Origin of the sequence: Mycobacterium colombiense (genome assembly GCF_003284935.1) — a bacterium.
In the GTDB taxonomy this organism is placed as follows: domain Bacteria; phylum Actinomycetota; class Actinomycetes; order Mycobacteriales; family Mycobacteriaceae; genus Mycobacterium; species Mycobacterium arosiense_A.
On the sequence record NZ_QMEV01000055.1, the window covers coordinates 1 to 12014 of the forward strand.

Below are 12014 nucleotides of genomic sequence, written 5' to 3' on the forward strand. Positions count from 1 at the left end.
CTACTCCCAGGGCGCGGCCGTGATGGGCTTTGTCACCTCAGCCGCCGTGCCCGACGGCATCGACCCCAACACCGTGCCCAAACCGCTGTCCCCCGACGTGGCCAACCACGTCTCCTCGGTCGTGCTGTTCGGCATGCCCAACGTGCGGGCAATGAACTTCCTCAACGAACCGCCCGTGGAAATTGGCCCGTTGTATCAGGACAAGACCATCAAGGTGTGCGCCACCGAAGACCCCGTCTGCTCCGACGGCCTCAACTTCGCCGCGCACAACACCTACGCCGACGACGGCGCGATGATCGACAAGGGAGTCGCGTTCGCCTCCAGCCACCTGGGCCTGGGTGGTCCGGCTCCGGTCGCGGCGCCTCCGGCCGGTTTTGGCGGCTGAGGAGTCGCGGGCTAGCCGGGGATCCTGCCGAGGATCAGGGTGGTGACGGCGAGCGCGGCGTGCTGGCTGGGGTCGGGCCCGTCGTTGGAGCACGTGTCCACGTCAATGACCACGTTGGCCTTGGCCGCCGCGGCACGGACGCAGTAAATGCGATCGGCCGATTGCAGTACGTGCGCCACCGTGGTGATGCCGTTGCCAGCGTCCGCAGGCGGTTCCACAGCCAACGGGTATGTCCTGCCGTTCGGCCACGTCGCGTTGATGGTGGTGCCGCTGCATTGACGCAGATTCGACAACAGCTTGTTCAGCTGGGTCTGAGCGGCCGGCGCGTCGTGATATGTCGAGACCGTTTGAGCCACGACCCATTGGTGGTGCAAGTTGTGGTTGTCGGAAAAGGCTGATCCGGCGAATCCCACGATGGCCGGGACGTCATAGGCCTCCGGGGCGCCGGTCTCCATCACTGCCCAACAATCGGTTCGGTCGATGTGCCCCCGCTGCGGGTCGGGTCCCGGTTGGTGGACTGTCGCATCAGCTTTCATGGCCGGGTCGCCGCTGATGTTCCTGGCGTCCTCGAGGTTGGGTAGTAGCCCGTCGACATCGGCCGGCGCGACGGTGGGGGGTGGGGGCGGCGTTGTGCGGGTCGTCGTCGTGATGGTCGGCGCCGTGGTCGTGGTGGTCGCCGGGGCCGCGGCTGGAGTCGCGTCGGGAAACATCGCGCGGACGATGAGCGCGACCACTGCCGCGGTGATGAACACATACGACAGCGTCACGCCCACCAGAGCGCGATCGCGGCCGCGCTCGCCGCTGCGGCGGATCTGCGCTAAGGCCAAGTGCCCCAGGATGAGACCCGCGGGGGCGAAGAGGAACGCGAACACTACCGACAGCGTCGCCAACACATTGGCCTCATCACGAGGCGGGCCCGGAGGTGGCGGCTGGTGTTGCGGACCGGGCGGAGGTCCGCCGAACGGATTCGGCTGAAACGGGCCGGTACCGAAGGGATTTGCCATGTGCTCAGCCCGGGATCTTGTTGAGGATGAAGTTGCTGATTGCCAGAGCGACCTGCCGGCTGCGGTCGGCGCTTGCCGTCGACCATGCCCCGACGTCGATGACCACGTTGGTTTTAGCGGCGATCGCGCGGACGCCGTAGTCGGGTATTGGAAAGTGGCTCACGGTTTCTATGGTCGTGATGCCGTTGCCGGTGTCGGACGGTGGCTTGATGTCCACCTCGGTGGTTCGTCCGTCGGACTCGGTGTCGTGGCTCGTCGAGCCACCGCATTTGCGCCAGATCGACTGCAGCTTCGCAACCTGAGCCGCTGCCGCCGCCGAGTCGTGAAATGCCGCGGCGGCCCCGCCAAGACTCCATTGGTTCAAGGGATCGTGAATGTCGGAAAAAACCGACTCGGAGTAGCCGACGATGGTTCCAACGTCGTAAGCCTCTGGGGCGCCGTACTCGAAGACACCCCAGCAGTCGGGGCGATCAGTTGGTCCCCGCAGCGGATCCGGCGTAGGCAGATGTTTTGTGGCACGAATGGTCAGTGCGTCGTCGCCCGTGAAGTGCTTGAAGTCGTCAAGGGTCGGTAGCAAGCCGTCCATGTCGGCCGGTGCCACGGTGGGCGGCGGTGGCTTTGTGGTGGTCGTGGTCATCGGTATTGCAAGGCGAGTCGGGTTGGAATCCGGCATGATCGCCGCGACGATCAAGGCAACCACCAGTGCGGTGATGAATACATACGACAGTGTCACCCCGACCAACGCGCGATCGCGCCCCCGCTGCCCGGTCTGGCGAATCTGCGCTAATCCCAAGTGGCCCAGGATGAGACCCGCAGGGGCGAAGACGAACGCGAACACCACCGACAGCGTCGCCAACACATTCGCCTCGTCACGCGGAGGGATCTGCGGAGGCGGGTGCAGTGGACCGGGCGGAGGTCCACCGAATGGATTCGGCTGAAACGGGCTGGCGCCAAACGGATTTGTCATGTGTTCAGCCCGGGATCTTGTTGAGGATGAAGTTGGTGATGTCTAGCGCGGCGTGCGGACCGCGGCCGACTGTTTCGGCCATGAGAATCATCACATCCACCAGGACATTGTTTTTCGCGGCGATCGCTCGGTAGGTGCCCAACCGTGGTGACAGTTGCTGCGCTATCACCTCGATGGTGGAGATACCGCCACCAGCATCAACGGGCGTCATCACCGTCAATGCGACGGCTACATTCCCTTTTTTGTCGGGAGCGGGGAGCAGAGTCATGGCAGAGTTGGCGCATTGATGCCAGATCGCCTGGATCTTTTCCAATTGCGCTTGGGCCGCTGCCGCATCGCGATACGCCACGACCGCTTGACCAGCCTCGGTCGGTGTGCGCGGATTATTTGTTTCCATCATCATGGTGGCGTAGTAGCGCAGGGCGCCTTGCATGTCGTAGGTGTTCGGTGCGCCTGCCGCGAAGACTGCTGAGCACTCGGGGCGGTTGACGAGTTGGTACTTACTTCCCGGTTGGGATGTTGGCTCGTACCCCACCAGAACCTGGTCCCCCGTAATGTTTTTGACCTCATCGAGGCTCGGCAGCAGACCGGGCAGGTCCGACGGAGTCACAATTGGAGGTCTTGGCGGAGCGGCCGGGCGCGGTGTGGTACCGGATGGGGGCTTCGTCGTCGTGGTGGCCGGTACCGCAACGTGCGTTGGGGCGCTGTCAGGCAGCATGGCCCGGACGATCAACGCGACCACCACTACGGCGATGAACACGTACGACAGCGTCACCCCGACCAAGGCGCGATCGCGACCGCGCTGGCCGGTGCGGCGAATCTGCGCTAATCCCAAGTGCCCCAAGATGAGACCCGCAGGGGCGAAGACGAACGCGAACACCACCGACAATGTCGCCAACATATTCGCCTCGTCACGCGGAGGGGCCGGCGGTGGCGGTGGCGGTGGCTGACCTGGAACCCCTCCGCCGAACGGATTCGGCTGAAACGGGTTGGGGCCGGCAAAGGGATTAGTCATCAGCTCAACTCGGGATCTTGCCCAGGATGTAGTTTGCGATGTCGAGTGCGGCCTGCTGGCCGCGGTCGGTGTCCACCAGCACCACATTGATGTCCACGACCACGTTGTTTTTGGCCACGATCGCTCGGTCGTTGCGCGACCGCAGCACTGGGCCCTGCGCGGTCAACACCATGGCGGTGATGCCGTTTCCGGCGTCGGAGGGCACACCCATCGAGACCGCGACCGGCGCCGCCTGCTTGCCGGGAGGTGGAAGGATGTTCATCGTCGATCCGCCGCATTTGCGCCATATCGACACCAGATTCGCCAACTGACGCTGCGCGGCCGGCGGGTCCCGGAACGCCATCAGCACCTGCCCCGCTTCCTTGAGGGCGGGTATGTCGTGGTCGTCGATCAGGACCAAACCGTAGTAACCGACCAGGGCCTGCGTGTCGGTGTTCGGGGCGCCCCCGCCCATGACCGGCCAGCACTCGGGGCGATCCACCGATGCGCTGTCGGAATCGGGGCCCGGCTTGAACGTGGGTGGCAGGGCAACAAGATTGGGGTCCCCCATAAAGCGTTTGACGTCGTCGATCGTCGGCAGCAATCCGGGTAGCCCCGTCGGGGTGACGAGGGGCGACGGCGGCGCCGAGCCGGCGCCGGTCGAGGCTGGCGCGCTGGTCCGGGACACTGTTCGAGATGAGTCGTTGTCGGACTGGGTCGCCCATGCGACCAGGCCCACCACCGTCAGCGTGATGACGGCATAGGACAGCATCAGGCCGACGATCGCGCGGTCGCGCCCTCGTTCGCCGCTGCGGCGTATCTGCGCCAGGCCCAGGTGCCCCAGCACCGCCCCGGCGGGGGCGAAGACGAAGGCGAACACCACCGACAGTGTCGCGAAGATGTTGGGGCGCGGCCGCTGTGGCGGCAGCGCCGTGTAGACCGGCGGCATTCCCCCATACGGGGCACCGCCATAGGGATTCCCGCTGAAGGTGTTCGGCCCGAACGGTTCCTGTGGGTTGGTCATGGCTCGGTCCCGTCAGCCCGGAATCTTGTTGAGGATCTGGTTGGCTACATCCACCGCCGTCTGGCGGGCGCGGTCAATGCCATTTCCGGTATACGACACCAACAGGTCGATGACGACGTTGGACTTCGTCGCGACGGCGTGCACCGACAACTCGGTCTCGGTAGCGAATTCCATAGTGGTGACGCCGTTATTCATCGGATTCGGACCCCTCACTTGAAACGTGAACGGTCGCCCATCGGGAAACGTTACTTTCACCGACGAGCCCGCGCCGCATTTGCTCCAGGTCGACAGCATGTTCGCCTGTTGGGCTTGCGCGGTGACCGGGTCAAGGAAGGCCGTGACCGCCGAGCCGACCGCGACCGTGTTGTAGGGGTCGCCTCGGTCGATGAACGCCGGCATATAGAAGCCGAGCATCACTCCGGCATTGTAAGAGTCCGGAATCCCGGCGTCGATCGCGACTTTGCACTCAGGACGGTCGAGGGTTTGACCCATCGCGTTGCCTATGTTGGGCCGGTGCAACACCTCGCCCATGGTCAGAAGCTGATCCCCGGTAATGGTTTTGACGTCGTCGAGGGTAGGTTCCAAGTTCGCCAGATCGGAGGGCGCAACGGTGGGGTGCGCTGTGACGCTACTAGATGCCCCACTGGGGGCGGGGGTGCTCTCGGACCGGGTCAACCACACCGCCAAAACGCCCACCACGACGATCATCACCGCATACGACAGCACCGTCCCCACCAACGCGCGATCTCGGCCGCGCTCGCCGGTGCGCCGAATCTGCCGAAGCACCAAGTGCCCCAGCACCGCCCCGACGGGCGCGAATACAAACGCGAACACCACCGACAACGTCGCCAAGGCGTTGACCGGTGGGCGATCCGGCGGCGGCACGGGGGGCGCCGAATACACCGGCGGCCCGGACGGGCTAGCCCCGAACGGCGCCCCGCCAAACGGGTTGTGCTCGAAGGGATTTTGAGGGGGGATCGTCATGTTCGCCGCACGAATACCTAGAGCACACCGAAACTCGAGGTCACCCAGCGGACCGGGTCCACGCAGCGGAACGGCGCGATGCCCCGGGCGTGCAGCCGCTGCCCGCTCGGTGGCTGGCCAAGCGCCGAGACGACGAAGAACCGGTGCCTCAACCGCCTTGGAGTGGAGGGGTTTTCGACGCCGGCGATGATCGATCCGGCGTTGAGCCGGGTCAGCAGGCTGCGCACCTCTTCGTGCAGCAGTTGACCGTCGTTGTCGTCGTAAAGCACCGAATCCGAGGGATCGCGCAGATACGCGGCGCCGGCGTTGGACATCACCATGCTCCACTCGGAGCCGTCGACATCACGCAGAGCGCGCAACGCGTCGAACTTCGACAAGATGACCGCCAGTCGCGGTTCACCGGACCCGATGGCCATCATCACGTTGTTCAGCACGCCGCTCGGGTCTCCCCCGCTCACCATCTGCGGGGGCAGCAGGTCCTGGAGCTGATCGCGAATGGATTGCACCCGAAGCGGATCGAACATGAAGAACACGGCCTCGGCGTTGCTGAAGAACCGAAACGGCGGGGAATGCAGGTTGCCGGATTCCATGTCCTCGCCGGCGACGTCGCGCAGCACCAGATAGCGCTGCACCCCGTGCCAGGTACCCAGGCTGAAGATCAGTGGCTCGCGCTGCGTGGACGTCTGGGTCATGATGGTCGGCGTCGGCGGGATCAGGCCGCGCTGCACGAACAGCGGTGTCTCGTAATGGGTTGTGTACGCGACGGCCGTCGAGCGCGTCGCGGGCGCCATCGCGAATCCGAGGTGCTCGCACAACAGCTGCAGTTGGCGTACCAGCACGGCGATGTAAAGGCTTTTCCCGGTCGCGCGCGCCCCCGCCATCGCAATGCAATACGCCTGACCCTCGCGCCATCGATCGGGCAGCGTGAAGTGGCAGACCGGACAGATCTCGAGGACGGGACCACGCAGCGCCTGCGCGGCGATGTTCGGCGGTGGCGGGCCGTGGTACCCGGGCGGGCGATCCCACCGGAACATCGGCCCGATGTCGGCTTTGGCGCCCAGGAACGCCGAACCGACCTCGTCGTGATAGCGCGGCGCACCGCTGCTGGGCGCCAATGTCCACAAGTGGTGGTCGGGATCCAAAAGCGCAAAGCACCGTGGGCATTTGGTCAATATCGCCGGGACGGCGGGCGCGGTCATGTGAGGGCCCGCACAAGCCCGGCGGTGATGTCGTCGAGCACCTGCGGATGCGCGAGCAGTTCCGCGGCCGCATCCTGTCCCGACCGAGGCGCCGGCAGCCGCGGTCCGGCGACCCGGCGGTCATCGGACAGGGTGATCAACGCAAAGCCGCGCTGCACACCGCTGGCCGGAAAGTCCGAGCAGGCCACGGTGGCAATGTCGGTCCGCAGCCTCGACCAGCGCGCGCCCGCCGACCACCGCGGCTGCACCTTGCGCACCGCTTCGGCCAGCCCCGCGCCCGGCCCGGAGGCATGGCTTTCCGCAGCGATCTTGGTGACGTCGGCCCCGACGAGCACCGCGGCCACGTCACGGATCCCGAGGGCGTCGCCCACTCCCACCGCCACGTCGGTCGCGGCGGCCGCGCTGCCATCGGCGAACCAGGGCCGCATCGACGCCGAACTGTTCAGCGCGACAACCAGTTCGGCGTGAGCTTGCTTGCGGTCCCGACCGATGAGACGCCGCGCCGAGGTGCGGGCCGCGGCCGCCAGTGGGCTCAGTGCCGTGTCGGCGGCGGCGGTCACCGAAACTTCGATGTGGTGGCCGGCGGGCCGCAATTCGGCGAACACCACCGCGGAGTCGCCGCTGACGTCTACCGGATCGAACAGCACCTGGACGGGGTCGGCCTCGTCGGGCACATCGTGCGCGATCGCCAAGTGCACGACGGTGTCGGCGCCGAATTGTGTTGTGAACGCGGGCCGGACGGCGATGGTGACTGGACCGGTCAGCGAGGGCAAGACGACATGCTGAGGACTGGAGCGCACCACGGGCTGGCCCGGGACACCCTGGATGTCGAGCGCGGCGTCGTGTACCGCACCGCTGATGGACACCGACAGCGGCCCGACGGGTATGTGGGCGCGCTGATTGCGTGCGGTCAGGGCGTAGATCGGCATCAGGGGTTCCTCCACATTTGAGCCGGCGGGGCGGCCAGCGGCGCTCGCCCGTCGGCGCGGCGGGCCAGCATCGCGCTCATCAGCTTGCGGTAGCGCCGTGGCGGGTTTGCGTCGTTGCTGCCGGCCATCCGCATCATCGTCGCGAGCACTGCCTCTTGGTCGTCTTCGCTGAACTGGCGGTTTGCGGCCAGCGCGGCGGCGGCCGCGGCGAGCACGCCGTCGACGGCATCGCCCGGCTCGGCGGCGTCGGCGCGTAACAGGCTGGCCGCCAAAACCTCTGTGGCCGGGACGATATCGGCATCGGCCAGGGCTATCAGCTGCTCGACGGCAGCAGCAGCGACCGCCCGATCCGCGGCCAACTGACTCGCGAGCACGGGCCGTGGCTGCCCGGCGATCAGGCCCAGGACCGCCAGCACCGTCACCCGCACCGCGCAGTCGGAATGCACCCGCCCGGGGCCGATTTCGCCCAATGCCGCATCCCACAGTCTGGAGTACGCCCGGTGATGGGTGTTGATGTAACCCCGCTGCACCCAGGACGCCGGGCTGACTGCGCGCAGCGCGGCGCTTGCCACCGCGAGGTCATCGTTGTTGGCGGCGGTGATCTGGTCGGCCAGCTGGAGCAATGATTCACTGTCGGGCGCCCCCAGCAGCGTCGGCAACAGCGCCGGGGTGCTCAAGGCGGCGCCGCCCGCGGCCAACAGTTGCGTGGGGTCCCACACGCGGCGGGCCGCCAGCTCGTCGCGGTACGGGGATCCGTTGGCCGCGAGCCACCACAGCTCGGCGAAGCTGTCCGCTTCACCCGGGTGGCGCTCGGCGCGCATGCCGCACACCGCCGCACGGGTCCAGGTCACATCCCACGGTTGCGCACCCAGCAGTTCGCCCGGCGGGGGCATGGTGGATCCGTCGGCGAACCAATCCAGCACGGCGTCGCTGATCGCGGTGGCGCCGTCGCAACTCAGACGCAGCGTCGCGGCGGCCGCGGCGATCCGGGTCTCTGGACCAAGCCGATGCGTCAGGCGTCGGGCCAGCGTGGGTCCCGTGTGCGGGTCGGCCAGCTGGGCCGCGACCCGCTCGGTGAGGGCCTTCGTCAGGCGGTCATCGTCGACGCCGGCCCGCAGCAGCAGATCGATCAGCTTGAGCAGTCGCTGCGGGTCACCGGTGCCGCTTGCGCGCCGCAACGCCGGCCCGAGGGCTGCCGTCAGGGGCTCGGGAACCGGTCGGCCGTGATAGCTGTTGCGGCCCAAGGGAATCGGACCGAGCTGGTCCAGCCAGGTGTCGTCATCGATCGCCCGGCACAGGTAGGTCAGCGCCGCGTGCTCCCCGGCGAAGCCGGGCAGGTTCTGTTCCGCGGCCTTCCAGGCGTCGGAGGTGCTCTGACCGACGAGGGCCGAAAGCGCCTCGTCGACAAGGCGTTCGGTCGGTGATCCCGCGACGATGCCAGCCGGCGAGTGCGCCGCGATGATCGCGGTCGCTTCGGGATGGGCGGCGGCGAAATCCTCGTCGGCGGCGATCGTGACGGCCAGCGGCCAGGCGGGGTGCAGGTCTCGATCTGGGGTTTGCGCCGCACGGCGGTCGAGTTCGTCGAGCACCGCGAGGGCTGACTGCGGATCGAGCAGTACCTCCTGCGCCATCACCGACCACGCGGTGACGTCGATCGCCTGGCCGGCCGCGGTTCGATGCGGATCGCCACCCAACTCCCCCAGCGATAGTGTCGCGGTCTCGTCGATGACGACGAAACCGGTTGGTACCGTGCCTAAGTCTTCGACGGGCACCGCGGCCAGGTGCGCGATGGCGTGCTGCGCCGGGCCGAGCTGGTCGGCGCGGTCGAAGGTGCTGAAGTTCAGGGTGGCCGCGGTTCCCGGCGACATGAGGAAGCTCACCAAACCGATCCACTGGGCGGCCGAGTCGACGGAGACGGCGCCCAGGACGACGGGTGCGCCGCCGTCGAGCGCGGCCGCCACCGCGTCCAGCAATCCGAGCAGGGTGCCCACCCGCCAGGTGCTGGTGTCCAGCGCGAACGCGATCGCCGTTTCTCGGGTGACGACCTGTGCCGCGCCGGGCGGATCGCCGGGCAAAGCGGCGCGAGCCACCGCCGCCGCACCGAACGGACGCAACCAGTTCGGTGAACCCCACCGCTGGATCGGACGCAGCCGCGGCGCGGAATCCGGTGCCCTGTCCAGCAATACGTGCGCGAACACGTTGCCCGGACGCCCGGTGCTGTCGGCGCCCGCGGCGACGGTGTGCCAGTAGCCCGCGGCATCGCTGGCCCATCGGCGGTACTCGAGGCGCCGCGGCGCCGCGTCCAGTTGTTCGGGAGTGGGATAGTCGGGCAGCGGTGTAACCGGCCGAAAGGCGGTGCGCACACCCGACGCCAGGCGCTGGGTCTCCTCCGGCGACAGCTCCCCGGTGGCCTGCTTGACCTGCCAGCCCCCCGCGCCTCCCGGCTGGTCGAAGCTCGTGTAGGCGAGTTGGCCGTAGCGCGGGGTCACGGCGCGCCCACGCTGAGCCGGAGGCTGTGCACGGGCGGGTCCAGGAGCGCGATGGTGCGCAGCCGCGCCGCCGAGGGGGTGTTGACGAACAGCCTGATCCACCCGCGCCGGCCCCGCAGATCGACGGCCCACGGCTCGGCGGTTCCGGCGGTGGTCAACGCCGACCACCGCAGTTCTTTGGACGGGGTGGCCGCCAATCCACCCTGCGCATCCAGCGGTGCCGCATCGAGTGCTTCACCATCGGTGGGCGACAACGGAATTCGATCGGGATGGTTGATCAGCACGAACGCCGGCGACCCGGGCACCTCGTATTCGGACCGCATATAGATGGTGGCGTGCGACGGCTGACCCGCCGGGTCGCGACTCAACTGCACCGCGTATTGCAGCCGCAGCAGGCCCGCGTACTCGACGCTGCGCACCGCCCCGATGGCGCGGCGGCCCGCGGAAAACGCCACCGGCGCCAGATGCAGGGAACACCCGCTCACCGGAAGCTTGCCATTGGGCAGTTGCAGGCCGCCGTACTTTTCGTATTGCTCGACGGTGATTTCGTAGGACGTACCGGTCAACCCGTTGCGCGGGTCGTAGCCCTTGGGCGCCAGGTACACCACGACGACGGCGGCGCCTTGCGGCCAGTCGAATGTCAGGACCTGCTTGTTGCAATATTCGGCCAGTTCGACGTCGCGGATGACTCCGGTGCGTACCGAGCAGAAGGTCTTGCCCAGCAACGCGCGACCCGCCAGCACGGTGACCGGGGTGAAGTAGGCGCGACTCCAATCCGTCGGCCAGGACACTCCCGACATCCTCGACCGCGGTCGTCCATCGGGCCCCGGCTGTTCGGTAATCGGTTGTGTCAAGCGCAAATCCGGGGTCAGTCCGATCTGCTCGAGCGCCGCCTCGGGCAACTCGTTGGCCTCGGCGCCGGCGGCCGGGCCGGTCTGGCTGCGATAGATCACCACTTCGCCGGCGGCCGGCGCCTTCCAGGTGAGTTCGAAGCCATCGGCGGACCCCGGTGCCGATGTCACCATCAAGTCGGTGACCGGCGTCAGGACGGCGGCGATTTCGACGTCGGCCTCGACCGCCGCCGACAGCCGCAACACGCCGTTGACCGGGACGGCCGCCCGAATCCGATACAGGTAGTGCCGGCCGGGAGCCGGATCGGAGTCGACGAATCCCGCCCGATTGTCACGGTCGAGCAAGATCCGATGTTGGGGACCCTCGCGACCGGCTTCCTCGACCGGCAACCGGGACACGAATACCGTGCTCACCGCGGAAGGCACCGTCCAGCTGCCGATGACCTTGCCGTTGTCCTGCCGAACGACACAATCACGCACCGGGCTGACCGCGACGCCTTCGGCGTGTTTGATCGGTTGCGCCGCAAGCGCTTCCGCGCGGGTCGCACCGACGTTCACCCAGACCTGGTAGTAGCGCACCGCCGCCGCCGAGGGCGCCGGGTCGGCCGCGGTGGTCGCCGTGGTGGCCGTTACCAACCGGGCGCGATCCGGGGAGTACGGCGCGTTGTCCTCCTGAGCGACCAGCCGGTAGATCACCGCGGCCTCGCCGCCGGACAGGTAGGGGGTCCAGGCCAGCTCGCAGCCCCCGGCGTCGTCGCGCGCCGGTCTGACGGTGACGGCGGCCAGGGGGCCGGTCTGTTCGCCGAAGGTGTAGGTGGCGAAATCGCTTGAGCTGAGCGGCAATTGGTCGCTCGCCTCGCCGTCGGCCAGTGTCGCGGCACCGGTCGCTTCGCCGTCGGGTTCCACCGCGGCCAGGCTTCCCGAGCGGTGATGGCGGCCCGGCGTTGAGTCCGATTCCACCTCGGCCAGCACGGCCGCCAGCTCCTCGGCGTAGTCGGCGACCGATCCGGGCAGCATGGCCCGAATCTGTTCCACGTCAGTGCGTCCGGAGCGCAGTATCAGCCGCAGGTGGGTTTCCTTGAACCCCGCCTTGGACACCGCCCCGGAGTCGATCAGGCGCTGGCGCCATGCGATCAGGGCGTTCAGTCGGGGGTCGTCGGCGTCGCCGGTGTGTTGTGGATCGGGCAT

Annotated in this window: 10 protein-coding genes; 1 reads left to right on the forward strand and 9 read right to left on the reverse strand. The window is 67.7% G+C overall.

Annotated features, from left to right (window positions below; translation table 11 throughout):
- Positions 1 to 385, forward strand: a 385-nt coding sequence (locus DQP57_RS20200; protein WP_114149389.1) for a cutinase family protein, incomplete at its 5' end; no start/stop codon positions are given.
- Positions 386 to 396: 11 nt separating this feature from the next.
- On the opposite strand, the gene DQP57_RS20205 is transcribed toward DQP57_RS20200, so the two are convergent.
- The 9 genes from DQP57_RS20205 to DQP57_RS20245 all read right to left on the reverse strand — a co-directional run bounded on the left by DQP57_RS20205 (position 397) and on the right by DQP57_RS20245 (position 12014).
- The gene (locus DQP57_RS20205; RefSeq protein WP_205869184.1) at positions 397 to 1278 is read right to left on the reverse strand and encodes a sensor domain-containing protein; all 882 of its coding nucleotides are present in this window, start codon (positions 1276 to 1278) and stop codon (positions 397 to 399) included.
- Between the two features lie 115 nt (positions 1279 to 1393).
- The gene (locus tag DQP57_RS20210) at positions 1394 to 2248 is read right to left on the reverse strand and encodes a sensor domain-containing protein (RefSeq protein ID WP_165821856.1); all 855 of its coding nucleotides are present in this window, start codon (positions 2246 to 2248) and stop codon (positions 1394 to 1396) included.
- 112 nt (positions 2249 to 2360) lie between these two features.
- The gene (locus tag DQP57_RS20215; RefSeq protein ID WP_165821857.1) at positions 2361 to 3257 is read right to left on the reverse strand and encodes a sensor domain-containing protein; all 897 of its coding nucleotides are present in this window, start codon (positions 3255 to 3257) and stop codon (positions 2361 to 2363) included.
- A gap of 118 nt (positions 3258 to 3375) precedes the next feature.
- Positions 3376 to 4374 carry a sensor domain-containing protein gene (locus tag DQP57_RS20220; protein ID WP_112634488.1) on the reverse strand — a complete coding sequence of 333 codons (999 nt, stop codon included), beginning with the start codon at positions 4372 to 4374 and terminating at the stop codon, positions 3376 to 3378.
- A gap of 12 nt (positions 4375 to 4386) precedes the next feature.
- Complete coding sequence (locus tag DQP57_RS20225) at positions 4387 to 5358, reverse strand: sensor domain-containing protein (protein WP_112634489.1); 972 nt, start codon at positions 5356 to 5358, stop codon at positions 4387 to 4389.
- Between the two features lie 17 nt (positions 5359 to 5375).
- The gene (locus DQP57_RS20230; protein ID WP_165821858.1) at positions 5376 to 6530 is read right to left on the reverse strand and encodes a hypothetical protein; all 1155 of its coding nucleotides are present in this window, start codon (positions 6528 to 6530) and stop codon (positions 5376 to 5378) included.
- 23 nt (positions 6531 to 6553) lie between these two features.
- A complete protein-coding gene (locus DQP57_RS20235; protein WP_112634506.1) occupies positions 6554 to 7486 on the reverse strand; it encodes a hypothetical protein in 933 nt (310 codons plus the stop codon).
- On the reverse strand, positions 7486 to 9975 hold the full coding sequence (locus tag DQP57_RS20240) for a hypothetical protein (protein WP_112634491.1): 2490 nt from the start codon (positions 9973 to 9975) through the stop codon (positions 7486 to 7488). Before DQP57_RS20240 ends, DQP57_RS20235 begins: the two co-directional genes overlap by 1 nt.
- A complete protein-coding gene (locus tag DQP57_RS20245) occupies positions 9972 to 12014 on the reverse strand; it encodes a hypothetical protein (protein WP_112634492.1) in 2043 nt (680 codons plus the stop codon). The genes DQP57_RS20240 and DQP57_RS20245 overlap by 4 nt, the downstream gene beginning before the upstream one ends.